Genomic DNA, 26,981 nt, shown 5'->3' on the forward strand with positions numbered 1-26,981 from the left:
GATCGGTGGTCCAACGACCCTGCCCGAACGGGCACCCCTCGATCGCGGGCCGGTCGAGGGCAGGTGAACGTCAGGCGCACCCGGCCGGTGACAAAAGGGCTACTCCCCGCACTGTTCGGGCACTCTTCCCCTTCCGCCGCGAGTTCGGCCGATACCGTCCGGAAATCGAAAGCTTCCGCGCATTTCCTGGTGCGACAGAACAGAAGCCGGACAGAAGGTGAGCCGAATGATGGACCTCGGACAGACTGAAGTCGGACTGGTTCCCGGGCAAGGAGCGTACCGGCCCGGCACGTTGGCCGTTCCGTGGGCACGCGGTGACGAATCGGTGCACGAAGTGTTCGAAACCATCGACGAGGTGTATCGCGCCCGGACCGGCCGCACCGTCAGTTCGGTGGTGTTCGCGGCCGAGGCACCTTCGCTCGAAGAAATGCTCACCCGGCATCCGGACGAGCTCCAGCTGGCGATCTACGGCGCCTCCGTCACCGCGTACCGGATTCTCGCCGCCCGCGGCACGATCGTGGATCTGGTGGTGGGGCACAGCTTCGGCGAGATCGCGGCCCTGGTGATCGGCGGGGCGTTCTCCATCGCCGACGGTGCTTCCGTCGTCTGTGACCGCAACGAAGTCCTGCGTGCCCACGCTCCCGAGGGCGGCCTGCTCGCACTGCGGTGCGGCCGGGCCCGCAGCGAGCTTCTGCTCTCGCTCGTGGAACTGCCCGGCCTGGCCTTCGCGGTCGACAACGCCGACGAACAAACCGTGCTGTCGGGTCCCGCGGCACAGTTGGCCACGGCACGCACGGTGGCGGAAACGCTCGGAATCGGCACTGGTGCGGTCTCTTCGCCTTACGGGTTCCACAATCAGGCTCTCGTTCCGGCGGGGCGGGAGCTGGCCGCGAAGGCCGCCGAGTACAAAGCGGGCGGCTTCGCCGTCCCGGTGTATTCCCCGATCCTCGGGCGCCGGTATCACGACGGCGATGACCTGGCCGCCCTGCTGGGCCTTCATCTGTCCCAGCCGGTTCAGTTCCGTGAAGCGCTTTCCGGCCTCTACGCCGAAGGAAGGCGGTCGTTCACCGAGCTGGGTGCGGGTGAGACGCTCACCAAACTCGTCCGCGCCGCCTTCCCGCTCGCCTCCGCGGTGGGAGCCCTCACCCAGACCGGGCAACCCACGCCTGTCCCCCGCACGCGGCAAGCGGTCGCCGTCCCGGCTCCCGCCGCGCCCCCGGTACAGGAGACGGTGCCGGCTCCGGCACTGGTCGCCGCCGGCTCGGTTCCGGCGCGGGGAGAAGTGTTCTCCCGGTTGCGCGAACTGTACGCCGAAGCGCTGGAATACCCGGTCGAGGTGCTGACCGAGGACGCGGCGCTGGAGGCGGACCTCGGCGTCGACTCGATGCGCCAGACGGAACTGCTGACGAAGGCCCGGCAGATCTTCGACCTGCCCGCGCCCGCGCCGGGTTTCCGCAGTACCGATCTGGACACACTCGCCAAGGTCACCGACTATGTGACCGGCAGTCGCGGGTGAACCCGGTGAACGGGGAACTGGAAGGCCGCGTCGCCCTGGTGACCGGCGGCGCGGGCGGCGTCGGTTCCGCGGTGGTGGAACTGCTCGCCCGCCGCGGGGCGGTCGTCTATCTCAACTGCTTCCACTCCTTCCAGCGAGGCAAGGAGATCGCCGGGCGCTTGTCCGCCGAAGGACTGGACGTCCGGCTCGCGCGCGGTTCGGTCGCCAAGGACGAGCACGTCGAACGGATCATGGGGCAGATCGGCGAGGCCGAGGGCAGGCTGGACATCCTGGTCAACAACGCCGCGCTCGGGATCTTCGGCACCGCCGCCGGGATCAGCGAGGACGAGCTCGACCGGGCGCTGGCGACGAACCTCAAGGCCCCCTTGCGCTGCGTGCAACGGGCCCGGCCACTGCTGGCCGCGAGCGGTCAGGCCAGTGTGGTCAACGTGTCCTCGGTGGGGGCGCGCTCGGTGCTGAAGGACTACCTCGCGATCGGCGTCACCAAGGCGGCGCTCGAGGCGATGACCCGGTACCTCGCGGTGGAGCTGGGCCCGGCGGGGATCCGCGTCAACACCGCCTCCGGCGGGCTACTGGACACCGCGGGCGGTCGCATGTTCCCCGGTTACGCCGACTTCGCCTCGATGATGCGGGACCGGACGCCGTTGGGTCGCAGGCTGGGCGAGGTCGACGAGTTCGCCGAACTGGTCGCTTTCCTCGCCTCGTCCCGCTCCCGCTGGATCACCGGGCAGACGGTCAGCGCGGACGGCGGTGTGGACCTGATGTGCGGGGATCTTCCCGAGCCGCCCCGCACGGTGCAGGACGTCGCTCCACCACCAGTACCCGAGTCCACCCCGCCCGCGGAGCCGGACACCGAAGATCCGATCGTCGTCGTGGGGATGGGCATGGCGGTACCCGGCGCGTCCAGTCCGGAGGAGTTCTGGGACGTGCTGGTCGACGGACCGAACCTGTTCACCGAGGCCACCCCCGACCGTTGGGTGACCGCCGCGTTCACCCCGAACCGCACCGACGTGCCGGACAAGGGATCGCAGCCGGTTTCCGGACTCATCACCGGTTTCCGTCCGCATCCCCGGCTCGCGGCGGAAGCACCGGCGGACACCGACTTCAGCACCCTGTGGCTGCGGCACAGCCTGTATCAGGCGCTCGAGCACACCAGCGTGGGCGCAGACGACCGGGTCGCCTTCTGTGTCGGGCTCACCGCCGACGGCAGCCAGCACCTGTCCGAGGCCCAGGTGGTCGCCGCGGTACGCGAAGCGCTCGACGGACCGCACGCGCAGGGCATGACCGGTGAGGAGAAACATCAGGTCGAGCAGCGCGTCCTGGCCCGTTTCCCGCGCGGCACGGGCGATGCCGCCCGGTCGTTGCCGCACGCGATCGCGTCGGACGCCATCGCGGGGATCCTTCCCGGTGATTCCGCCGTGCACGTGGTGGACACGGCTTGTTCGTCCTCGCTGTACGCACTGGACCGGGGCATCCGAGAACTGGATTCCGGCCGTTGCGATGTCGCCGTGTGCGGTGGCTCGGCGGTCATGCAGGTCACCTACATGGTGGCGTTCGCCAAAATGGGCGGCCTGTCCCCCACCGGCGAAGTCCGCTCGCTGGACGAAGGTGCCAACGGCGTGCTGTTCGCCGACGGCGCGGGACTCGTGGTGCTGAAGAAGCTGTCCCGGGCGCTGGCGGATGGCGACACCGTGCTCGGCATCGTCCGTGGAGTCGGTCTGTCGGCGGACGGCAAGGGCAAGGCGATCAACGCGCCCGCCACCACCGGCCAGGTGATGGCGGCACGACGGGCGCTGGCCAAGGCCGGAACCAGCCCGCGGGACATCGACCTCGTCATCGCGCACGCCACCGGCACCCCCACGGGCGACACCGCCGAACTGCTGGGTATCGCCGAGGTCTACGCGCCGGACCGCCCGGTCACCGTGGTGTCCAACAAATCCGTCATCGGGCACACCGGGTGGCCGGCGGGCGTGGTGTCCCTGATCCACCTCCTGCTGTGTCTGCGCCACGACCGGATTCCGCCTCAGCACCGGTTCGAACGCCTGCCCGCGCGGGTCACGGAGCAGACCACGAACATCGAGGTGCCACGCCGGACCACGGATTGGCGGCGAGGTGCCCGTGATCGAGCGCGGACCGGCGCGGTGGCCGCGTTCGGCTTCGGCGGCACGAACGCGACGGCCGTGGTGTCGGAGTACCTTCCCGAGCTGCATCCGAGGGCGTCCGAGGGACCGCGTGCGACCGCCCCGGTCGCCGTCCGGTCCCGGCCGCTGGTGATCGTCGGCTGGTCGGCCTGCGAGCCGGACGACGGCGCGGCCTCCTTCGGCGCGGTCTACCCGGTGCACCCGATCGACGGGGTCGCGTTGCCACCGCCGATGATGCGCCGGATCGACCGGGCGCAGCTACTGGCTCTCGAGTGCATGGTGCGGCTTCCCGCCCCGGTGCGGAAGTTGTGCGAGACCCACCGCGACACCACCGGCGTCCTGTTCGGGGTGACCGGCCAGACCGGCGCGATGCACGGCGCGCAACTGCGGGTGCATTTCGACGACGTCCGGGCGGCGGTGGGCGGGAATCCCACCCCCGCCGTGGCGGACTTCCTCGACCGGATGTGGTCCGAGGTGGCCGGCACCTGGCCCGCGATCAGCCCGGACACCCAGCCCGGGGTGATGCCGAACGTCATCGCCTCCAGGATCGCCAACCACTTCGATCTCCGAGGGCTGAACCTGGTGGTGGACGCCGGGACCGCGGCCCTGCTCGAATCCTTCGAGACCGCGGCCCGGTTCCTCGAAGAAGGCGATCTCGACCTGGCCCTGGTGGGCGGGATGAGCGCCAACCCGTACCCCGCCTGGGTCCGGTCGCTACGGGAGAAACCGTCCGGTGACTCCGTCGACGCGGAAGGCGCTTACCTCTTCGCGGTCACTTCGGCGGAGAAGGCCGAGGAATGGTCTCTTCCCGTGCTCGCGCACATCGAACCCTGACGCACACTGCTTTGGAGTTGTCATGAGCATTCCGGATGGCGTCGTTTCACCGCATCTCTTCGGCGCCGAGGGAGCGCGGGAACTGCTGGAAGTGCTGACCGGCAAGGTGCCCGAACAGGTCGTGGCCCGCGAGTCGAACGGCCGGGCGGCCCGGTTGCGGGTCCGGTCCCCGGCCTCACCCACGACCGTGCTGCAACGGTACGAACTGTCCTGGCAGCGGGAAAAGCGCGTCCCTGTGCGCCCTGCCGGACCGCTGTTCCCGACCGGCACGTTGGTGGTGCTCGCTGATGGCGCTTCGGTACCGGAGGGGCTGCCGGACGACGCGGTCGTCCTTCGATTCGATGACGCGGGCTGGTGGCTCGGCGGTCGACGGGTGAACGACGGCGAGGAACTCCTCGCGATGCTGACCGAACGGTCCTACCGGCATGTACGCGTGCTCGCGACCCTGGATCCTTGGCACGACTGGCTGGACCGCGACTCGGCCCCGGCCGACGTACTCCGCCTGCATGACGCTTGCTTTCTCGTCGCGAAAGCCGCCCAGGGGCTGGAAACCTACGGAATCGCCCTTTCCGGCGGCGCACGCGAAGACGGAGCGGTCCACCCCTACGCGGGATTGTTCACCGGACTGGTCAAGGTGCTGGAGCTGGAACCGGTGGTCGCCAAGGCACGGTTCTGCGTGGTCCTGACCGCCGCGGACGATCAGGCGGCTCCCGCGCAGCTCACCGAAGAGATGCGGGTCCGGCATGCCCTGCCGGGAGTCGTACTGGGAGGCGGGGAACGCTGGGTACGGCGCGCGCGGCCCGCCCCCGTGCCGCCGGCGCGGGGACCGGTACTGACCGAGGACTCCGTCGTCCTCGGCGCGGGCACGAGCCGGGGCATCGGAATGCTCACCCTGCTCGGCTTGGCGGAGAACTGCCGTCCCGTGGTCCACATCCTCGGCACCAACGACCTTTCCGCCTACCACCACGAAGAACTGACCGAGGACGAAGAAGCCCATCGGCTTCGTCGCCGGACGGCCCTGGTGGCGGCCGCCCGTGAAGTCGGCGGTGTACCGATGGCCAACGCCAGGCTGCGAAAACTCGCCCAAGCCCGGGAAGTGCACGCCGATCTGGCCCGGCTCACCGCGCTCTGCGGCGAGGGCAAGGTGCACTACCACGTGTGTGACACGCGTGATCCAGCCGAGGTCCGGCGGGTGTGCGCGGAGGTGACCGCGGCGCACGACGGAAGGCCCGTCGATCTGTTGCTGAACTTCTCCGGACTGACCCGCTCCGCGGAACTGCCCGCGAAACCGCTGAAGAACTTCCGGGCCGTGCGTGACATCAAGATCGACACGTATCACGCGCTCAAACACGCCTTTGCCGGAAACCCGCCCCGGCGCTGGGTCAACGCGGGTTCGCTGGCCGGGCTCTTCGGTATCCAAGGCGAGACCGACTATGCCGCGGCCAACGACTTCCTGTACACCGCCGCGGACGCGGCGCTGGATTCGACCGAAACCACCTTCGGCTGGGGACTGTGGGACGGCACGACCCGCTCCACCGAGCCGCTGGTGGCCGAGGTGCTGGACCGGCATCTGTCGCGGATGCCCGCCGCCGAGGGCATCGCGCACTTCCTCGCCGAGCTGAGCAGGCCGGGCGCCGCTCCCACCCTCGGCTATTTCGGGGCGGTCGAACGGCGCATCATGAGCGAGCGGCATCCGCAGCGGATCGCGGTCTGGATCCCCGGCCCCGAGCCGAAGGCGGCACCGCTGCTCGGCGAAGTCACCGAGGCGGGCGCGGACAGGCTGGTGGCGCACCGGGAATTCAGCGTCGACCGTGACGCCTATCTGCGGCATCATCTCGTCGGCGGGCATCCCACCGTACCCGGGATGCTCGTCGTGGAGATCGCCGCACAGGCGGCGAAAGCACTCGTGCCCGGCCGGGTGCCGGTCGGCGTCCGCGACCTCTCCCTCGACCGCTTCGTCCGCGTCTTCCGGGAATCCGCCCGGCCCCAGCGGAAGAAGATCGTCGCGGAGGTCGTCGAAGACACGCCTGGCGAGTACGGCGAAACCGTGGTGCGAGTACGGATCCTGACCGATGTGGTGGCGCCGGACGGGACGGTGCTGGCCACCGACCGGAAGCACGGCCGGATGTCGGTGGTCCTGCGTGACCGGCCGGTCGAGTGCCCGCGGCCGCGACCGGATCGGCTGCCCGTCACCGCCGGCTCCTTGGAGCTGGCGAACCCTTATCAACTGCCGAACCCGTTCGTCGCGCTGTCCGGGATCTTCGCGGCGGCGGAACGAGTCCATTTCGGTCCCGAAGGCAAACTGGCCACGCTGACCCTCGACCGCGTCGAGGTGACGCGCTGGTTCGAGGACGCGGTGTTCCCCGCCGTCGTCTGTGACGCGCTGGCGCAAGTGATGGCGGTGGCCGCCGAGGACGGGTGGAGCCCGATCGCGGTGCCGCGGACGGTACGCAGGATCGACTTCTACGGCGGCCTCGACGACGTCGCGCTGGCCGGGGAGGAACTGACGCTGAGGGCCACCTCCGGCCCGGAGACCGGTGACTGGGGCGGGGTTTTCACCTCGGACGGACGGCTTGTGCTGCGGATGACCGGCGCGACCGGCGAACCGCTGGGTTACGTGCATCAGGAAAGCGGACGGGTGCGGACGGTCGACGAGCAGCGTGCGGCACATCCTCTGGCGGTCTCCCCGCCGGCGGTGCGGACACCCCCGGACGGTGCGGAAAACGAACCGGCCGTGCGCCCGCAGCTTCTCGCCTACGACAGTTCGTCCTTCTCCAGGCAGGTGCAGCGTTGGGTGGCCGAGCCCGTGCCGCGTCCGGTGGAGTCCGCTCCGGGTGGGCTTCTGGACCGGCGGGTGCTGGTGCTGGGCGCGCACGGACCCACCACCGAAGCGGTGGCGGAGCAGCTCTCCGCGCGAGGCGCCATCGTCGTCACGGCGGATTCCCCGACGTGTGTCGCGGAATTGACGGCCGAGTGGGATGCCATCGCCGATCTCACGCTCACCGGTCTCACCGACTACGAGCTGGGTGATCCGGTCTGGCGTGAAGCGCTCCAGACCACCACCGCGGCACTTCAGGCGGTGTACGACCACTGGCTCGAATCGGCGGAAGCGGACCGCTTCCAGTATCTGACGGTCGGCCATGGCGACGGGCTGTTCGGACACTCCGGCGGTCCCGTTCCGCAACCGCTGAGCGGGGCCTGGGTCGCACTGGCGAAGAACCTGATGGTCGAACTGCCCGGGGTCCGCACCAGGAGCATCGACCTCGACCGAGGTGATGCCGCCACGATCGCCAGGGTGCTCGACATCGAAGCCGGGCTGCCCGGTGATCAGGAGGTCGGCTACCGCGACGGTGTACGCCACGTTCAGCGTGTCCGGATCACCTCCGCACCATCGGACCCGGCCTCGGCGTCGCCGGTGGGCCCCGAAGACTGCGTACTCGTCTCCGGTGGCGGGCGAGGAGTCGGTTTCGCCCTCGCCCGGCGACTCGCCGCCCTCGGCGCGGAGGTGGTGGTCACCGGAAGACGCCCCCTGACCGGCCCCGGTGCGGTGCCGGACGATGCCACCTTCGCCGACTGGCGCAAGAGGCGGCTCATCGACGCGGCCGGTGAACCCGGCGGGGTCGCCGAAGGCCGTCGTGCCGTCGAGGACGCCGAATTCGTACGGACCGCGCTGGCCAACCTCGCCGCCGCGGCCGACATCGGTCTGCGGATCCGTTACGAGCCCTGTGATGTCACCGACCGGGCTCAGGTCGAACGACTTCTGTCCACTCTGGACAAAAGCCCGACCGTGCTGGTGCACAACGCCGCCACTTATCGCGGTGTCCGGTTCTCCCGGCTGACGCCGGAAGAAGTGGTGCGGGCGGTCGACGTGAAGGTCACCGGCTTCGTGGCCTTGTTCGACGCGGTCTCCGCGCGGGCGTCGGTGGACCGGCCCTTGCGCTTCGTCTCCTGCGCGGGGTCCATGTCCGCGAGCGGCGGAATGGTCGGTCACACCGCCTACGCGGCGGGCAGCGGCGCGCTGAGCAGGCTCGGACTGTGGACCGCGCGGCGCAGTGGCGTGCCAGTGCACACGATCAACTGGCCGACTTGGGAGCGCACCGGCAACATCGTCCACTACGTCGGTGCCGCCCGTTACGGTTCCACGATGTCATCCGAGGACGGCGTCGCGAACTGGCTCTCGGAAATGGCCGCACTGACCGGAAACCCGGACCACAGCGGGGAGTCCGGCTACTTCGGCAGGCTCGGCGTGATGGCCCGGCCGCATCATCTGCGCGGCACGTCGTGGCCCGCCGGGAGCCCGGACCGGACACGAGTGGACACCGGCCGGCTGTTCCTCGGCGAGGTCAGCCGGTTCGCCGAGCACGAGCGATTCCGCGCTCGGCACCGATGGACCCTCGCCGAGGACCCCCACCTGCGCGAATCCACCGGCGCGCTCTCCGTGCCGATGTTGCTCGAATACGTCCTCGCCGCCGGTGACTGGGTGCGCCCGGAAGGACATCCGCGCCAGCACCTGGAATCGATCTCCGAGGTGGACCTCCACCTCGACCGGCTTCGGCATGACGGGAACTCTCTCGCGCTGGAGTTCGACGCGGCCGGTGGCTGGACCGATGAGGTCTGGCAAGTACGGGTGACGGTGAACGACGATACCGGCACGGTGGCGACCGCGGTGGTGAACTACGGCGAGCACCCGCCCGAAGCGCCCGCGGCCCCGGTCGGCGGGCTCGCCGGGGTGCGCGCTCACGCGGACGAGGACCTGTGGTGCGGTACGCCGACGCCTGCTGCCTGCCTGCCGCATCCGGCACTGGCCGCCATCCTGGCGCCGGCGGAGTCCGCCGGGGGGCGGATGAAGATCGCGCGGCTCGTCGCCCTTCCGGGGGCCAGGGACGCCACGGCCGTGCACATCGAGCCGGGCGGAGGACTCGCGATGGCGCAGGGACGTGTGGTGCTGTGGGTCGACGGCGGGTGAAGCGACCGGGTACAGACCGGCTGACCCCGCCTCACCCCGTCCGGAGTACATGAAGGCCCCCTTCCTTGCGCCTAGCGCAAGGAAGGGGGCCTTCATGTACTCCGGGAGCGAGCTCAGACCGAGTCGTGCTCCGCCCCCTTCACAAGAGAAAGGACTTACGCCAGAAGTACATGCCGGGTTTGCCGACCAAGCCCGAATCCAGAAGGAACGGCATGACCTTCTCCCCCGCCCAGCGGATGGTCTCGTGCCAGCGCGGGTTGTTCCATGCCGCTTTGGCACCTTCACGGGGCCGGATCCCGACCGCCGCGAAGAAGTTCGGGTTGACCAACGCGCGAACCACGAGGAACGAGATCTGTGCGGCCATGGCCTGCTGGTAGAGCAATTCCGTCTTGGACATCTGCGCCATCCCGCGGGTGAGCTCTTCGCGGGCGAAAGTGACGTGACGGGCTTCTTCGAGCACGTGGATCCGGTTGACCATCCGCACCAGGGGCTGGATGTCCGGGTTGTTCATCTGCTCACGCCCGATGCGGTCGAGTACCTCCTCCGCGACCAGGATCGCGGCATAACGCGCGGGCCCGTAGCTGAGGGTGGGCAAGAGTTTCCCCAGCTGACGCATCCACGGTACGGGGCCGTAAACCGGGCAATCCATCCAGCCGGTCAGCCGCGCGAACATGGTCGAGTGGCGGCATTCGTCCGCGATCTCGGTCAGCGCGTACTGGGCGTGCGAGCTGATCGGATCCCCCGTGTAGAGCTCTTTGAGAAGCATCTGCATCACGAGGTTTTCGAACCATAGTCCCAAACCCGCGACGTTGGCCATCTCGTGTTTGCCGAGCTCGATGCGTTGCTCATGCGAAAGCGTGTCCCACAGCTTCGTGCCGTAAAGCGAAGATCGGTGAGGAAGCATGAAGGACTTCCCCTCGACCAGTGGAGCGTTCCAGTCGATGTCGACTTCGGGGTCGTAGAATTTTCCGGCGGACGACTTGAGCAGCCGCTCCGCCGTCTTCTCGCGGCTCGTTTCCCTTGTCACAGGGGACATGGCATCTTCATCTCCACTAGGTCGGCGGATAGAGCCAAGCGGGATCATCACGTCCGACGAAGGCGCACCGGTAGGCTTTGCACCCCGTACATCTGCAACCCCGGGTGATAGGGCAGTTCGCTTTCCGGAACGGCGAGGCTGAGTTCGGGCAGCAGCGGCAGCAGTTCCCGCACCGCCACCTCCGCCTCCAGTTGTGCCAGCTGCGCACCGATGCAGAAGTGGATGCCGAGGCCGAAACCGAGGTGACCGGCGGTGTCGCGGGCCGGGAGGAATTCGTCCGCCTGCTCGAACTTCGCCGCATCACGGTTGGCCGAGAGCAGCGAGACCAGCACCGCGTCCCCGCGGCGAATCACCACGTCGCCCATTTCGATGTCCTCGGCGGCGAAGCGGACCAGCGAGGTCAGCGCCGGGCTGTCGAATCGGATGATCTCCCTGATGGTGGCGGGGATCAGCGACGGGTCCTCTCGCAGTTCCCGGACCAGGTCGGGCCTGCGCAGCAGGCTGAACAGGATGTTGCCGATCAGCCGGACGGCGGGCTCGTGTCCGGTGAGCAGCAGCGACGACGCCATCGAGATCAGTTCATGGCCGTCGAGTTTGTCGTCTCCGGTGTCCTTGATCAGGGCACTCAGGAGATCGTCCTGCGGATCGTCGCGCTTGCGGGCGATGAGCCTGGCGAAGTATTTGGTGATCGAGACGAACAGGTCGTTGTCCGCTTGCCCAGGCACGGTGACGGTGAAGAACGTGTCCGCCCACCCCTGGAAGGTGTCCCGGTCGGCGGCGGGTATGCCGAGCAGATCGCAGATCGTGGCGGTGGTCAGACCGCCGGCGAACTCGGTGACCAGATCGAAGGTTTCGTGCCGCACCATGTTCTCGCGCAGTTCCCGGGCGGCCTTCTCGATGCCCGGCCGCATCGCCTCGACGCGGCGCTTCGTGAACGGACGGGCCACGAGCTTGCGCAGCCGGGTGTGGTTCGGCGGGTCGTTGCTTGCCAGATCCTTCGACCAGAGCTGGGACGTTTCCGTGCCGGGCTGCCAGCCCGCGGGCAGACCGACCGCGGTCGGATCCTTCACCAGCCGAGGGTCGGTGAGCGCGGCGGCCCCCTCCGCGTGCCGGGTGATCAGCCAGATCGGGGCCGCGCCGGGCGGTTCGCACCGGTGCACCGGCCCGCTCTCCCGCAGTTCGCCGAGCAGATCGAACGGATTCGCCGCGAAGTCCGGTGTCCTGAGCTTACTGTGCAAGGAGGTGCCGACGGGGCACCGTCGCTCTTGGACGGTGCGGGCGGTCGAAAGGTCATCCACCGAAGTTCCTCCGCTAATCCCGCTGGCTTCGTTGGGGGGTCGAGAGAAGCATCTCGACCACGAGGTTCACGGTCGGGTACTTCCACAGCGTGTCGACGCCCAGCACGATTCCGAATTCGTCCTCGAGGTCGACGGCGAGGGCGACCGCGCTCACCGAATCCAAGCCGTACTGGGACAGCGGCGTGTCGGCGTCGATCTCGGCGTCGTCCAGCTTCGCGTACTTGGCGGCCCGGGAGACCAGCCACTCACGCAGCTTTTCTTCGTCGATCTGCCGCAGACCGTTCTGCTCGATACTCATTTCCTGTTCTCCTGTGCTCGAGTTCAGCGGGTGTACTGATAGACGGGCTGCAACGAGCCCGCCAGATAGCGTTCGCGCATTTCCACGCGTTTCACTTTCCCGCTGGTGGTCCGCTGTACGCCGCCCGGGCGGAGGAACGACACCCCGGCGACCTGGGCACCGAACTCGCGAGCCACCAGGTGCACGACCTTCTGCGCCAGTTCCGCCAGATATTCGGCCGGCGCTTCGCGGACCTCGTGCGTGATGACGACCCGGTCCGGTTCGTCCTCGGGTCCCGGAAGGCGGAAGGCCGCGGTGATCCCCGGCAGTTCCGGGAATTCCGCCCGCAAGGCGGACTCGATGTCCTGCGGGTAGATCTTCAGCCCCCGCACGACGATGACCTCCTTGATCCGCCCGGTCACGTAAAGCTCGCCGTCGTGGCGGAACCCGAGATCGCCGGTCCGGAGATACGGTCCGTCGCCCTGGGCCGTGGTCGCGTGGAACAACTGCCTGGTCTGTTCGTCCTTGCCCCAGTACCCCTTGGCGACGCTGCGTCCGCGCAGCCAGATCTCACCGACCTGGTCCTCGCCGAGAGGCTCCAGAGTGTCCGGATCGACCAGTTCCAGATCGATCTCGTGCGGGAACCCGCAGCTGATGATCCGCTTGCCGGTCTCAGCCGATTCCGCGACCTCGAAGGCTCCGCCGTCGAGCGCGTTCCGGTCCGCGTCAAGGACCCGCAGGGTGGCCGAACGACGGCTCGCCACGATCAGCGTGGCTTCCGCCAGGCCGTACGCCGGACACATTTCGGCCTTGAACCCGGCGGCGGCGAACTTGTCGGTGAAGCCGCGCATGGTGGACAGGTTGAGCCAGTCGGCACCGTTGGTCGCCATCTTCCAGGTCGACAGGTCGAGCCGGGAGACCTCCTCGTCGGAGATCCGGTCGACACAAAGGCCGAAGGCGAAGTCGGGGGCCGCCGAGACCGTGGCGCGGTACCGGTCGATGGTGCGCAGCCAGGAATAGGGACGCCGGACGAAGGTGCCGGGATCGAGGAGATACGAGGTGCCACCGAACAACAGCGGGCTCAGCAGCTGGCCGATCAACCCCATGTCGTGGTAGAGCGGGAGCCAGCAGACCAGGCGGATCTCTTCCGGTGGCAGATCGGTGATCTCGAACAGGATCCGGGAGTTGGTCAGGATGTTGTCGTGGGTCAGCACGACACCCTTGGCGTCACCCGTGGACCCGGAGGTGTACTGCAAGAACGCGGCGGCGTCGGGTCCGCTCTCCCGCGCGGAGAAGTCCGCCGCCGCGGCCGGGTCCGCGGTGTCGGTGAACACGGGAACCAGATCGCCGAGCCCTTCCGAGGACACCCAGTCCAGTACGACGTCGCGGTCGCCGGAGTGGGCCAGCACCACCGAGACACCGGCGTCCTCCGCGATGGCCGTCAATCGACGCTTCTGTTGTCTGGAGCGCACGGGTAACGGCGCCGGAACAGCGATCAGTCCGCTGTAGAGGCAGCCGAGGAAGGCCGCGGCGAAATGCGGCCCGGACGGATAGGTCAGCAGGATCCGGTCTCCCGGCCGGGCCAGGCGTTCGAGCTGCGCCGCGACGGCACTCGCCTCGTCGTGCAGCCGTCGATAGCTCCAGGACACGGTGGAGTCCGGGTCGTCCGGGTCTCGGACCAAGGCCACGGCCTCCCGCTCACCGTGCTCCCGGACCCGCTCCTGGAAGACCCGCGCCACACCTGGGGCTGTGGTCACACCGGTCACGTCCGCCTCCTTCCCTGGCCGACCCCGTGGTCGGCGGTCGCTCTGCTGAGCACCGGTGGCGCAGCACGGACACCGCTGAACGCGACCACGAGACTTTCCGGTCCACGCAAACTCGGGGTCGCCTTGTACGTGAGCCGATCCGTCAGTGGCTTCGGCTCGACAACCCGGCAGGCGAACGCCGCGAACGCGGCGGCTCCTTCGACCCGGGCGAGCCCGCTGCCGAGGCAGAAATGCGGGCCCGACGCGAAAGCGAGGTGCTGCCCGGCTCCCGGCCGGCCGATGTCGAACTCGTCGGGCCCGGCGAAGACGGCGGGATCGCGATTGGCCGCACCCAGCAGGAGGACCAGAAGATCCCCTGCCGCGATCCGCAGTCCACCGACGGTCAGGTCGGCGACGGCCACTCTCGTGGTGATCTGCGCGGGCGAGTCGTATCGCAGCACCTCGTCCACCATCGCGGGCGCCAGCTCCGGATCCTCGGTGAGACGCCGCAACTGTTCCGGATGCTCCAGCAGTGCCCGGACGCCGTTTCCGACGAGATCGACCGTCGTCTCGTAGCCGGCGTTGATCAGCAGCACGCAGATACCGAGGACTTCGCTTTCACTCAGCCCGCTTCCCTCGTCCCCGGTGTTCAGCAGGGCGTCGAGGACGGGGCCGTGCGGCGCCGAACGTGGTTCCGCGAGCAGCTTCTTGAAGTAGACGAGCAGGCGTCCACCCGCCCGCGCCGCGTCGCCGGTCGCCTCGTGATCCACCGATCCCAGCGGGAGCGGGTACAGCCCGCGGGAGAGCGTCCTGGACCAGTCGCCGACCAGTTCGTGATCCGCGGCGGGAACGCCCAGCTGGGCGCAGACCGTCGACAACGCCAGCGGCGAAGCGAAGTCCTTGATGACATCGAAGGGCTTGTCCGGGGGAATCGCGTCGAGGAGATCGTGCACCGTCGCCCTGATCCGCGTCACCAGCGGCGCGAGGGCGCGCCCGGTGAAGGCCTTGGACACCAGGCGGCGGAGGCGAGTGTGGTCCGGCGGATCGAGGTCGACGAGCTTCCGGCTCGCCGGTCGGACGTCCTCGTGGAAGATGCGGGCCCGGCTCCTGTCGCTACTGACGCGTGGGTCGCGCAGGATCGCCGAACAGTGTTCGTGCTTCGCCACCACGACGACGCCGTCCGAAGCCGGATACGGCGAGGACTCCCGCAGGCGGGCGAGAACCGGGTAGGGCTCCCGCTCACGCAGGACCTCCGGTAAGCGGGCGAAGACCTCTCCGAGGTCGGTGGTCATCGGCCGGCCTCAGAGCGGTAGAGCGCCCCCTCCGACCAGATGTAGCGGACCTTTCCCCAGCGGGCGGCGGAAGCGACGTCCGGGAAGAACCCGGATCCGTTGAAGTTCGCGCTGGTGTTGCACAACACCGGTACCCCGGTCCGGCGCCGGTAGGCGGTCAGCAGTTCGTACGTCACCGGGTTCTCCGCACCGACGGTCTGCAGCCGGGCGCTGCCGTCGACGTGCACCACGGCCGGGACCCGCGCGCGCCATTCCGGACGGACCTGGTGCTCGAACAGCATGTACGGGTCCCGGGTGCCCGGCGAGAACACGTCGGGAGCCGCGTCCTCCAGGCAGATCGGTGCCACCGGCCGGTAGGACGCGCGCTGCTTGAGCTCGTTCAGCCGGTCCAGCATCCCGGCGTCGATCGCCGGGGCGATGATGCTCCGGTGCCCGAGCGCGCGGGGACCGATCTCGGCCCGGCCGGTCAGGACGATCACCGGTTCGCCTTCGACGGCGAGCAGTTCGGCCAGTTCGTCCAGCGTGCACGGCGTCGACGTCCAGCCCTGCGGCACTTCGGCACCGGGAATGACCTCCGGTCCCGCGAAGGCCGACCAGTGCAGGGCACTCTTCCCGGTGCGGTCGATCATCTCCGCGCAGGCCGCGCCGATGGCCGAACCCGCGTCGTTGGGGAACGGCGGTACCCACACCTCGGAGAACAGGCCGGAGTCCCGGACCCGGGCGTTCCACTTGATGTTCAAGGCACATCCACCGGACAACGCGAGCGGCGTACCGCGGAACTCTTTGTGCTCGGTCACGAACCGGCGGAGCGCTTCGACCAGCAGTCCCCCGAGGTATTCCTGCATCGACGCCATCAGGGTGGCGTCGGAAAGCTTCTTCGGCGCCAGCTCGCGCAGGACGGAGCGGCTCCACAGATACATGGGCACGACGTCGGTGGGCCGGTGCCTGCTCGAAGCGGCGGCCATGGCGGCCAGGGCGTCGTCGTCCGGGCTCCCCAATGCCGCGTAGGCCATCGCTTTGCCGGAGACCGGCAGGATCACCGTCTCCAGTTTCCGGGCATCGGTGTCGAGGGCGCCGTCCCCGGTGCGGAAGGGTTCGAGGTGGGTGGCGAAGATGGGGTATAGACCACCCAGGACGTCCAACAGCCAGCGCAGCGGCCGCAGAGACCGGCGGGCCGGGTCGTAGTGATACAGACAGGGCGCCATGCCGCCGTCCCACACCACGATGAGCGCGGATTCACCCCGCCGGGCGAAGGGACTGCTGCAGTAGCCCGCCAGCGCGTGGCCGGTCGCATGGCTGAAACTGCGGAACTTCACCAGGCGGTCACCGAACAGTTCGGCCGTTTCGAACGGACGGCTGAGCGGGTCGATGCCACTGCCGGGCAAGTCGCGATAGGAGGCGACCGGTACCGGACGCCGGCCGCCCGCGTCGTCGATCACGTGGACCTGGTGGGTGTCCTCACCCGCGGTTCGTCCCCAGCCGTCCACCGCGATCGAAGTCAGCTCTTCCGGGCACAGCCCCTGCCCGCCGAGTACGGCGACGAGGTCACGCCACGTGTTCAGCGCCGAGTACCGATCCCGGTTCTCCAGTTTCTCGGCCTCGATCGAGAAGAGCAGTCGATCGTCTTCGATCGCGGCCAGGGAGCCGTCGTGGGTGAGCTTCAATCCGCAGAAGATCTCGCTCATGGCGGTACCCCTTTCCCGGAGTCGATTTCCCGATTCGCGGAAGTCAGCTGAACAGAAGAATTCGGCACCATCTTCAGTACGCGGGGTCGAAAATGTCCAACATGGCCGGGCCGACTTGGACTTCCAGCATAGGATCGTTGCCTCTTCGGACATGTTCCGGATGCGACCGCCCGACCCCGGTGTAAGCGGCCTGAGCCGAGGGTGAATCAGGGCAATCCGGGCCGATATTCAGGCATACTCCAGCACCCCGGCACGCCCGGTACACGGCGGACGGAAAGCGTCTACGACACCCAGCCGTTCTCGTCCGGCTTGGGATTGTGGTTCACCGTGGGATCCGGATTCGTATAGGCGTTCCAGGGCTCATTCGGCCTCTCCCCGTTGCTCTGCTCCGTCGCACTGGGGACCGCCTGGGTGAGGTTGTCGTTGTATCCGTCGCCGTCGGAGTTGGTGCCCTCCCCGGAATAGTTCCGCTGGTCGTTCTCGGTCTTCTGGTCGAAGGTCGTGATCTTGCCGGAGATCTCCCCTTCGAGCGCGGCGAGAAGACTCTTGATCGCCGCGGCGTTGTCGCCGTCGGTCTTCTCGAACTTGTCCGCGATGGCCTTCAGTTTCGCGCTCATGGTTTCGAAGGTGAGCGTGAGATGGTCGGCATGCGCGACAACGGCGTTGCGCCGGTCATCGACGACCCTCTCGACCCACTGGGCCAGCGGGAACTTCCCCGCGTTAGGCCAATGGTTCTTCAGCGACTCGAAGGCCGTCTTGTGCTCGTCCATGATCTTGGCGATGTTGTCGGCCACCCCTCGGATGGCGTTGGCATCGATTTTCGTCGCCACGGGAACTCCTTAGCTGATGATTCGCTGGGAAAGCCTGGGGGATCCTCCGGCCGGGCCCGGGTGGTCATAAGCGAACCGCCCTCCTTGTCAGCGCTTTCGGCCGTGGTCGCCGCCGACGGTAACGCGGGTTCGCCCGCTTCTCCGGTACGACGGCCCCGCGCGGGCGAGGCGGAGGAGTTTCCTTCACCAAGGACGTTCGAGGTGAACGTGGCTTGTCCGTGAAGGCCTCCTTCCCTACTTTCAGGGTAGGCAAGGAGGCCTTCACGGAATTCCTGGCTTGAGGCTTCCGACGTGGAGCGGCCGGGGTTATATGCGTGAAGTACATGACGGGCTCCTTCCGTGCGCCTGGCGCAGGGAATGGGGCCCTCCAGCGCTGTCGTGCTGGCGAGGCCAGTGAGTCACCCGCCAAGCCGGCGCGAATCCGTGCCTAAAGTTCGTTCTTCCGGTCAGCTGGGTCCGCGATTCCGGGGATCCGGCCCAACCGTGTCGTCCTCCTGCGGGATGACCGCGCGCCGCCCGAACGGCCCGTGAATCGCCGCAACGACGTCCGGATGAGTTCGTCCCGGGCCTGGGAACCGGCCTTGCCGCCGTCCGCACCGACTTCCGATGCCATCAGTTCGCGCATCAGAATTCGTCCTCGCTCCTTTTCCCCGGGCTCGATGACTTCGAGCACTTTGAAGGCCGTGCCCGGCAGGAAGACCACCCGATTCGGAAGGCCCTCCTCTTTCGGTTCGATCAAGGCGGTGAGCCGCCCGGTCCCCGACCAGACGATCAGGTCCGTGGAACCCTTTTCCGCGTCATCGGGCACGGTGAGCAGGTTGAGAAAGCCCCATTCCCGCAGCACCATGCCGTCGCCGAGCAACTCCCACGAACCCGGCGCCGGGTCGACGACCGTCGCCGCGACGTTGCGATGCACCGGGAGCTTCTGCAGACCCGCCGCCACACAACGGCCGAAGTCCACGTGCGGTCCTTCCGCACCCGCGCGCAGGCACGCGTCGAGGTCGGGATCGTCACCGGCCAGGTACAACCCGGCCGCGACCGCTTCGGTCAGCCCACTGTCCGACATCGGGCGGTTCGGCGAGAAGCGACGCCAGGTCTCCGCGATCTGCGCCGACAGCGCATCGAAGGCGCTCTCCCGTCCCGACCGCACCGACTCCCGATCGGCGACGAATCCCGGGTCCAGGGGCCAGACGCGCGATTCGGGTCGTGGCGTGGGCTGGACCGCCGCTCGCTCGGGTTCGGTCTCCGGTCGCGGCTCCGGAAGCGCGGGTTCGCCCTCTCCTCCGCTCAGTTCCACGGCGAGATAAGGAACTTCCGTATCCGCCTCGGGTCGCGGGACCTTCGACTCTTCGAGATGCCGTCGCAGGAGCCGCGAAAGCCGGGGCAGCGGCGTCAGCGGCGTGGTGAGATCGGCGGTGAACGGAAGCTCGGTTCGTCGCGGTTCCGGTGCCGACGGGACAGGGAACGGCTTCGCGCCGGCACGGACCGGACCGTCCAGCCGGTCGAGCAACTTCGCGACGAGCGCGTCGTGCCCGGCCATCGCGGGATCGAAGAAGACGAGGAAGGCTCCGGGGTCGTACGGCATCATCCTGATCTCAGCCGCCCGCTCCGGCTCACGAGTGGTGCGGAGCCACAATCCTGCCTGGACGACCTCGACGACCGAATCCTCTTCGTACCGATACACCCCGGGACCGACCTCGATCAAACCCTTGAAGGGCAGGCGGCCTTGGCGGATCTGCGGAGCGGCGGCCTTGGCCGAACCGCGCCGCGGCGAGAAGGTGATCTGTTCGGCGAAGGTCCGGAAGCTGTGTGAACCGTCCTCGCGGAGGGTGAAGAATTCGGGTGCCGCGGGTGAACCCACCGGGAGACCGCCGTACAGCACGATCTCCTCGCCGACGGCGTCCGCCAATGCCTGCCCGAGTGTCGTGTCCGAGGGCAGCGGAACGTTCCCGAAGCTCAGAAAGCGGGTCCGGGCGCGGGTCTCCGGCGGTACCGAGGCCCACCACCGCACGACGTCGTCCAGTGCGAGCGGCGGCAGACCGTGTCCGCCGAGCACGGCCGTGAACTCACGGGGACGCACGCTGAGCCATCGGGTCAGCCTCGCGCGGTCGGCGTCCAGCCACCGCTGTGGACCATCGGAACGCAGCCAGACGCCGGCGGGCAGCGGTTCGACCACGAGGGCCCGCCCCGCCCGCTGGGGGTCGGTGGTGACCGGACCGTCCCACTCCGGCGAGGGGTACCTCCTGCCCAGCCGGACCGGTTCCCTGTCCGGTCCGCAGCCGACCCACCCGTTGGCTTCGAAGGGCGGCAGGAAGCACAGGCCGGAGACGCTCGCGAGCACCACCCCGTCGGGATAGATCACCGTCCGGTCGATTCGGTCCGCGAGTTTCTGCGCGGTGGCGAGGGTGATGGGCCCGGCGTCGGTGGAAGGGATCAGGCGGAGAGGCCGGAGTTCCTCGCCGAAAACCGCTCCGACGGCGTTCGCGATCGAGTGGGCGTCGGCACCGGGGCGGTCCACGACGACGACGGCGTGCTCCGGATCGGCCGGCATCGACGAGGCCAGTTCCCGGGCCTGTGCCGTGATCCCCTCCGGACCGTGTACGACGAGCGAGGCGCCGATGCGCACGCAGGCGACTCGCGACTTGCGTCGGCCGAGACGTGGCATTTTGAGGACCGGCATCGGGTTCACCTTTCGAGGTCAAGACTCGGGGAAGTCATCGCGGTCTTCGGCGAAGAACCGGGTGATCGACGCGTCGATCTCCAACCACGCGGTTTCTTCGCCGAAGGGCACCAAAGCGACCGTGCAGTCGAGGAATTCGGTCAGTTGCCGACGGCAGCCGGTCAGTACCGCCCGCCCGGCCGGTGCGTCCAGGCGCAGCCAGACGAGACCGGGGTCGTCCTCACCCGGGTGGATCCGGACGTCTCCGTCCCCCACCGAAAGCGCCGTCCCGCCGATCAGGAGGTCACGCCCGAGCACCCAGTCGATCGGTTCGATCTCGCCGCGCAGAAAGGACAGGGTGACGACCAGGGGGTCCTTGGTGTCATAGCAGAGGAACGCCTCGACCGCCACCGCGTCACCCGAAGGGCACCGCAGCGTGAAATCGGCCCGATGTGAGTGCGAGGTGTGGCCTTCCACCCGCCCGGTGGCGGGCAGCCGTTTGCGGCGGCAGCCGGAATCCTCAGGCACCGATGACATCCGACCGTCGCCCCAGACTCGACGTCGCCAGGCCGTACCTGGTGCGGCAGCCCGCTTTGGCGAACAACCTCGTCAGGTGCTTCTCGACCGTTTTCTCGCTGATCCGGACGGCTCGGGCGATCTGCCGGTTGGTCCGTCCGTCGCGCACCAGGTCGAGGATGCCGATCTCGGTCTCCGACAACGGCTCGCGACCGCCCCGACGGCCCGCCGCCTCGCCGCCGCCGTTCTCCGTCCGGACGTCGGCGGGAAACCGGCCGAGTCCGACCAGGACCCGCTCCGTGGGGGAAGCCCCCGTCTCGTCGCCGTTCACCAGGGCGCGCACCAGGGCGGGCAGTTCGGAGGAATGCGAGGTCCCCTTGCGGGCGAACCACTTTTCCGCGGCCTCGACCACCTCGTCGTGCCGGACGGCGTCACCGTCGCGCCGGGCCGATCGGGCCAGCCGGAGGAACAGCCGCGCGGCCCCGACCTCGTCGGCCGAATCGAAATGTGTCCACAAAGCACGCCAACCGGACTCGAACGCCTCGCGGTCGTCTTCGGTCTCCTGGTGGGCGCCCATTTCCACCCAGGCCCGCAGCAAGGGAAGACTGCCGTTCAAGGGAACCTTGGCGAGCCAGCCTGCCGCGCGCCGCGCTCCATTTATCCTGCCGCACACCTCCGCCGCGAGCAGCCGGGTGTGCTCCCGGACCAGCTCGTCCACCGAATCGTGCGCTTCGAGCTCGTTCACCGCCTCCAGCGCCTCCTCCCAGCGCCCTTCCGCGTGCGCGGTCCGCATCCGGTGGTGTGCGGCCACCGGCCCGGACGAGGGGGTCCGGTAGTCCCGGCCCAGCACCGTCCGGAACACGGGCACGAGATCGCGGATGGCGCAGGCCTCGGCGAGTTCGTCATCGGGCAGCTTGCGGCGCCTGCCCGGTGCGGGCGCCGCGAAGCTGACCTGGCGCCAGATCGGCAGCAGGGACAGCTCCACGTCCTCCGGCACGATCCGCCGACCGGCGAACCATCGGTCGGCGAACTCCAGCGTCGCTTCGTCGCCCACCAGCCTGTCTCGCACGTTTTCCGGTACCGGACGCCCGAGGTGCACGGCGGACAGGACCGCCGCGACGGCGAGTTCGGCGCGCTCGTCCGCTCCCGGCGCCTCGGTCAGCGCCTCCTGGACGAAGGTTTCCAGCGCCGGGTAATCGGCGGTGCGAACCAGATGACGGAAGAGTTCGGTCTGGCGTCCGGCCCGGTCTGCCGTCCGGCCGGTGTGCCGCCAGATCGCGTGGAGATGCGCGGTGCGCTCAGGGGAATCGGCGGCGAGCGCGCATTCAGCGGCCCGCAGCAGGCCGACGTGGTCCGTGCGAGGGGGCATCGCGCTTCCCGCTGCGGCGATATGCCTGGCGAGCGGTTCCCGATGCGGCCCGGTCACCCTGCCGCTGCCCAGCATGCCCTCGGCGACGGCACGGTGCAGCCGTCGGACATGGAGTCCACTGTGGACCATCGCTGCCCCGATTCCCGGCACCCGGCAGCGGATCCGCCCGTCCGGATCGCGGTCCAGCAGCCCCGCCTCGATGAGTGCGTCAGCCGCCCGGCCCGCGGTCTTGCCCGTTCCGTCGCCGTCCTCGAGATAGGGGATCTCCTCCAGGGCGAGTCCGGGCGAACCGGCCGCGAGCAGCACCAGCCGCTCGCCGATCACCCCGAGGCCTTCGAGCACTTCGGAGAAGGGGTGGCCGTCCGGCACGGCGATGGGGGCTTGGGCGTCACGCAGATGGGCGAGACCGTCGACGACCTGGAGCCGTTCACCGCGACGCAGTTCGGTCACCGTCGAAAGCAGTGCCGCCGGATGGCCCCACAGCGGTCCGAGTGCCCGCCGGACCGCCTGCTCCACGGCAGGCGTGATCCGCGCACCCACCGCGCGCCGCAGCAGAGCCGTGGCTTCTTCCGGAGGAAGCGGGCCGAGTTCGATCGTCCGGCCCTGCGTTCCGCGGAACGGGTCCGGCCGGCCGGGCAGCGGCGTGCGGCACGACGCGATCACCGTATGACCGGCACGGTGCATCGGAGCCACGGCGAGGACGGGATCCGGGAGCCGGTCGGCGTCGTCGAGCAGGACCGTCACCGGGGCGGTGGTCTCGAGCCTGGTGAACAAGGTGCTCATCGCGTGCAGGAGGCAGAAGCGCGACCACGGATCGGCATAGGCGGCCTCCGTGCACGAACCGCTCACCCGTTCCAGGGACTCCGGCAGCTTGGAGTCGGTTTCGAACTGCTCGTACTGCTCACGGATAGCCGCGAGCACCGATCGGAAGCCGAACAGGTCCCACTCGGGTCGCTCGACGTGCAAGGACACGCTGAGCACCGGCGCACCGCTCTCGGCCAGCGTCCGGCGCACCTCGTCCAGCAAGGCCGACTTGCCGCTGCCCGGCAGACCGGACACCACGGTCGGGCCGACGGTACGACGGTCCGCCACGAGGGTCGCGAGTTCCGCCTTCCGTCCTACCGGTCCGCCACGTCGTCGCGCCATTTCGCAGTCCTTCCGGCCTCGGTTTTCCTGGAATAACAGCGATTTCAGCAAGGGCGACTCCATGAATTCTTTATCCACGTCACCCCGGGTATCTTCGGGCAGAGGTGCTGGACAAGCGCGCCGCCCGGGCGGGCATCCTGCCCCGGGCGTGGTAGGGAGCGCGCCGTCCGGACCTCCGCCGGCGAGACGACGCCTCCGCATCGCGAAGGTGATTCAGCGCTTGTGGCCCGCGAATGCGATCCGGCTCACAATGGGCACCTCAAGCCTTCCTTAAGTCGAACTCAAAAGTAGCTCAAGCATTTCCCGTAGAAGCTTCTCCTGTTATCCAGAAGTTCAGAATGGGCACCTGTGGCATTGACCCGCCGTTCGCCTGGCTCCACAGTTCCCCTCGCGAGCCCACTGACAAGCTCGCCGGCTTGGCGCCTTCGATGCTCAGTGGGGGAACCGGGCCGTCCGTCATCACAGGACAAGAGGCTGAAACCCTGATGCGAACTTCAGGAAAAGAGGGACTGTCCGCTGTCGGCGCCTCCCACGACGCCGGCGACGAAGGCTACAGCAAGTCCCTGAAGCCAAGGCATATCAGCATGATGGCGATCGGTGGGGCGATCGGCACCGGACTGTTCCTCGGTGCGGGCGGTCGCCTGAACTCGGCGGGTCCCGCGCTCGCGATCGTCTACGCCATTTGTGGTTTGTTCGCCTTTTTCGTGGTTCGCGCACTGGGCGAGCTGGTATTGCACCGTCCGTCATCGGGCGCCTTCGTTTCTTATGCACGGGAATTCCTCGGCGAGAAAGGCGCCTTCGTCGCCGGGTGGATGTACTTCCTGAACTGGGCGACGACCGGAATCGCCGATATCACCGCGATCGCGATCTACGCGCACTATTGGTCCATGTTCTCGGACATCCCGCAGTGGATTCTGGCGCTGATCATGCTGGCCGTCGTGCTGACGCTGAACCTCGTCTCGGTGAAGATCTTCGGCGAGATGGAATTCTGGTTCGCCATCATCAAGGTCGGTGCCGTGGTGGTGTTCATGGCGATCGCGATCTTCCTGCTGGTCACCGGCACGCCGGTCGACGGGCATACGCCGGGACCGCAGCTGATCGCGGACGGCGGCGGCATCATGCCGAACGGTCTCCTGCCACTGGTCCTGGTCGTACAGGGCGTCGTTTTCGCTTATGCCGCGGTGGAACTCGTCGGTGTCACGGCGGGCGAGACCGCCGAGCCGGCGAAGGTGATGCCGAAGGCGATCAACTCGATCATGTGGCGGATCGGCGTGTTCTACGTCGGTTCGGTCGTGCTGCTGTCCATGCTGCTGCCGTCGGACGAGTACCGCGCCGGGGAAAGCCCCTTCGTCACCGTTCTGTCCAGCATCGGTGTCCCCGCCGCCGGCGACGTGATGAATCTGGTCGTGCTCACGGCCGCGCTGTCCAGCCTGAACTCGGGCCTCTACGCCACCGGCCGCATCCTGCGTTCGATGGCGAAGACCGGTTCCGCCCCCGGATTCACCGGCGTGATGAACAAGAGCCAGGTGCCCTACGGCGGCATTCTGCTCACGGGTGGCGTCTGTGTACTCGGCGTCGGCCTCAACTACCTGGTGCCGGCGAGCGCGTTCGAGATCATCCTCAACTTCTCCGCGGTCGCGATCGTCGCCACCTGGGGGTTGATCGTCATCTGTCACCTGGTCTTCGTGAAGCGCTCGAAGGCGGGCTTGGTCGATCGTCCGGGCTACCGCCTGCCGTGGACGCCGGTGACGCAGTACGTCACCCTCGCCTTCCTGGCGTCGGTGCTCGTGTTGATGTGGCTCGACGACGGCGCGGGCCGGGTCACCCTGTTGTGCCTGCCGATCATCGTGGGCGCCCTCGTCGTGGGCTGGTTCGCCAGCCGGCGTAAGCGCGAGCAGCTCGCCGGGGTGAACGAGGAGTCGTAGTGGCTGAAGGGAGCTTCCCCGCACGAGACGCGGGGAAGCTCCCTTCAGCTCAGTCGCGGCCGGTGCGTCGATTTGACTACTCTCCGCTACCCTGCGGCGGCGCGGCCAGAGTCTTCGAGGCAGAAATCGGTGCCGAAACTCTCGCGTACGGTTCGCGGCGCGACACCTTGTTGATCAGAAGCTAAGCTTGTCAGCAGCTACTTCCGGCCGCGGTGGAGCGGCAAAGCGGCCGTCGCCGACCGCGAAGTCTTCACCCGCGGCGTTCCAGCGATCAAGGTCGCGAAGGGTAATAGAGCGCTTATGAAGTAGCCGACGCCACTCTTCCTCATGTCCCGAGACGGGCGGGAGAGGAGTTCGTGCCATGGATGCGGTGAAAGTCCTGGTGCAGGCGAGTGACGAGTTCACCGAGGCCGGCGTCAAGACCATGCTGGGCGTCAGTGAGCAGCTTCAGGTACTGACGGGCGGCACGACCGAACGCCCGGACGTGATCCTGGCGGTCGTGGACGGCGTGGTGGGAAGCAGCACCTTCGCGTTCCTGCGCCAGTTCCAGGGCACGGGCGTGACATCGGCGCCGCGAGCCGTTGTCGTCGCCGACCGTTTCCGCGCGGAAGACCTGCTGGTCGCGGTCGAATGCGGCGTGACGGCTTTGCTGTCCCGGAACGAGATCAAAGAAGGCACCCTGGCGTCCGCGGTCCTCGCGGTGGGCCGCGGTGCCGCCCTGATGCCCTACCGGCTTCAAGGCATCCTCCTCGACCAGCTCACCCAGCTCAGGTTCCAGGTGCTGGCGCCCGCGGGTCTGACGCTCTTCGGGTTCGAGACACGGGAGCGTGACGTGCTCCAGTTGATCGCCGAGGGCTACCAGACCGACGAGATCGCCAAGAAGCTCACGTATTCCGAAGGCACGGTCAAGAACGTGCTGTACGGGTTGATGAGCCGGTTGCGGCTCAACACCCGATCCCAGGCGGTCGCGTATGCCATGCGGGCCGGGTTGATCTGATCGGCGCGCCGGGCGGCCGGCGCGCCGATTGCGGTTGTGGCAAATCTGCTCGAGTTACGGCCGGCGGCCCGACGGGGGTCGCGGCCATGGTGGAGGGTCGAAATGGAACCGGTACGGGTAGCCGTCCAAGCGACGGATTCGATCACGAAGACCGGATTGACCAGCTTCCTGCGGACCCGCTCCGAGGTAGCCGTCATCGAGGTCGACGCGGTGGGCGAACAGGACGTGCTCTTGGTCCAGGCGGACCGGATGACCCCACAGATCGTCGCGGACCTCCGGCAGGGTCCACTCGCGATGGTGCCGAAGGTGCTGCTGGTCGGCGAGCTGCGGGAGAACGACGTCCTCAGTGCCGTCGAGTGTCGCGTGGTCGCGGTGCTCCCGCGGAGCCGCACGTCCGGGGACAGGCTGGTCGAAGCCGTCGTGGCCGCGGGTTCCGGATGCGGCCTGTTGCCACCGGATCTGCTCGGTCAACTGCTCGGCAGCGTGCGACGGCTGCAGCACGACGTGCTCTCCCCGCGGGGGCTGAGTTCGGCCGGACTGACCTCGCGCGAAGTCGACGTCCTCCGGCTCATGGCGGACGGCTGGGACACCGGTGAGATCGCCGAGAAACTGTGCTACTCCGAGCGCACCGTCAAGAACGTGATCTACGAGCTGACCAGCAGGCTCAGCCTGCGCAACCGGCCACACGCGGTCGCCTACGCCATGCAGGCGGGCATCATCTGAACCGCCCGCCTCGCAGAGCTTCCGTC

16 protein-coding genes are annotated in these 26,981 nt (G+C 68.4%); 6 read left to right on the forward strand and 10 right to left on the reverse strand.

The window, feature by feature from the left end:
- The first annotated feature begins 226 nt into the window (after window positions 1-226).
- Genes AVL48_RS01480 through AVL48_RS01490 form a run of 3 tightly spaced genes read left to right on the forward strand, consistent with a single transcriptional unit; the run spans window position 227 to window position 9,457 of the window.
- The gene (locus AVL48_RS01480) at window positions 227-1,516 is read left to right on the forward strand and encodes an acyltransferase domain-containing protein (RefSeq protein ID WP_061988617.1); all 1,290 of its coding nucleotides are present in this window, start codon (window positions 227-229) and stop codon (window positions 1,514-1,516) included.
- Between the two features lie 5 nt (window positions 1,517-1,521).
- The gene (locus AVL48_RS01485; protein WP_074038271.1) at window positions 1,522-4,491 is read left to right on the forward strand and encodes an SDR family oxidoreductase; all 2,970 of its coding nucleotides are present in this window, start codon (window positions 1,522-1,524) and stop codon (window positions 4,489-4,491) included.
- Window positions 4,492-4,513: 22 nt separating this feature from the next.
- Entirely contained in the window at window positions 4,514-9,457 is a 4,944-nt protein-coding gene (locus AVL48_RS01490) for an SDR family oxidoreductase (RefSeq protein ID WP_061988612.1), read from the forward strand.
- Between the two features lie 139 nt (window positions 9,458-9,596).
- Here the strand turns inward: AVL48_RS01490 and AVL48_RS01495 are convergent, their stop codons facing one another.
- From AVL48_RS01495 to AVL48_RS01540, 10 genes are all read right to left on the reverse strand, one after another.
- Window positions 9,597-10,493, reverse strand: a complete 897-nt coding sequence (locus AVL48_RS01495) for an AurF N-oxygenase family protein (RefSeq protein ID WP_061989790.1) — start codon at window positions 10,491-10,493, stop codon at window positions 9,597-9,599.
- A 47-nt stretch (window positions 10,494-10,540) separates the two neighbouring features.
- Complete coding sequence (locus AVL48_RS01500) at window positions 10,541-11,791, reverse strand: cytochrome P450 family protein (protein WP_061989788.1); 1,251 nt, start codon at window positions 11,789-11,791, stop codon at window positions 10,541-10,543.
- A gap of 13 nt (window positions 11,792-11,804) precedes the next feature.
- The gene (locus AVL48_RS01505) at window positions 11,805-12,089 is read right to left on the reverse strand and encodes an acyl carrier protein (protein ID WP_061989787.1); all 285 of its coding nucleotides are present in this window, start codon (window positions 12,087-12,089) and stop codon (window positions 11,805-11,807) included.
- A gap of 23 nt (window positions 12,090-12,112) precedes the next feature.
- Entirely contained in the window at window positions 12,113-13,834 is a 1,722-nt protein-coding gene (locus tag AVL48_RS01510; RefSeq protein WP_158070232.1) for a fatty acyl-AMP ligase, read from the reverse strand.
- Window positions 13,831-15,105 carry a cytochrome P450 gene (locus AVL48_RS01515; RefSeq protein WP_061989783.1) on the reverse strand — a complete coding sequence of 425 codons (1,275 nt, stop codon included), beginning with the start codon at window positions 15,103-15,105 and terminating at the stop codon, window positions 13,831-13,833. Before AVL48_RS01515 ends, AVL48_RS01510 begins: the two co-directional genes overlap by 4 nt.
- Entirely contained in the window at window positions 15,102-16,790 is a 1,689-nt protein-coding gene (locus AVL48_RS01520) for a carbamoyltransferase N-terminal domain-containing protein (RefSeq protein WP_061989781.1), read from the reverse strand. The genes AVL48_RS01515 and AVL48_RS01520 overlap by 4 nt, the downstream gene beginning before the upstream one ends.
- Window positions 16,791-17,071: 281 nt before the next feature.
- Window positions 17,072-17,620, reverse strand: a complete 549-nt coding sequence (locus AVL48_RS01525; protein ID WP_244162601.1) for a hypothetical protein — start codon at window positions 17,618-17,620, stop codon at window positions 17,072-17,074.
- Window positions 17,621-18,047: 427 nt separating this feature from the next.
- Window positions 18,048-20,300: a hypothetical protein gene (locus AVL48_RS01530; RefSeq protein WP_244162600.1), complete on the reverse strand. Its 2,253-nt coding sequence runs from the start codon at window positions 20,298-20,300 to the stop codon at window positions 18,048-18,050.
- An 18-nt stretch (window positions 20,301-20,318) separates the two neighbouring features.
- The gene (locus AVL48_RS01535) at window positions 20,319-20,816 is read right to left on the reverse strand and encodes an SsgA family sporulation/cell division regulator (RefSeq protein WP_061989779.1); all 498 of its coding nucleotides are present in this window, start codon (window positions 20,814-20,816) and stop codon (window positions 20,319-20,321) included.
- Window positions 20,800-23,310, reverse strand: a complete 2,511-nt coding sequence (locus AVL48_RS01540) for a helix-turn-helix transcriptional regulator (RefSeq protein WP_061989777.1) — start codon at window positions 23,308-23,310, stop codon at window positions 20,800-20,802. The genes AVL48_RS01535 and AVL48_RS01540 overlap by 17 nt, the downstream gene beginning before the upstream one ends.
- A 485-nt stretch (window positions 23,311-23,795) precedes the next feature.
- Between AVL48_RS01540 and AVL48_RS01545 the strand changes: the two genes are divergently transcribed.
- From AVL48_RS01545 to AVL48_RS01555, 3 genes are all read left to right on the forward strand, one after another.
- The gene (locus AVL48_RS01545) at window positions 23,796-25,235 is read left to right on the forward strand and encodes an amino acid permease (RefSeq protein WP_061989775.1); all 1,440 of its coding nucleotides are present in this window, start codon (window positions 23,796-23,798) and stop codon (window positions 25,233-25,235) included.
- Between the two features lie 361 nt (window positions 25,236-25,596).
- Complete coding sequence (locus AVL48_RS01550; protein ID WP_061989773.1) at window positions 25,597-26,232, forward strand: helix-turn-helix transcriptional regulator; 636 nt, start codon at window positions 25,597-25,599, stop codon at window positions 26,230-26,232.
- Between the two features lie 102 nt (window positions 26,233-26,334).
- Window positions 26,335-26,955, forward strand: a complete 621-nt coding sequence (locus AVL48_RS01555; protein ID WP_061989771.1) for a helix-turn-helix transcriptional regulator — start codon at window positions 26,335-26,337, stop codon at window positions 26,953-26,955.
- Window positions 26,956-26,981 lie beyond the last annotated feature (26 nt).

Source organism: Amycolatopsis regifaucium (assembly GCF_001613935.1).
In the GTDB taxonomy this organism is placed as follows: Bacteria; Actinomycetota; Actinomycetes; order Mycobacteriales; family Pseudonocardiaceae; genus Amycolatopsis; species Amycolatopsis regifaucium.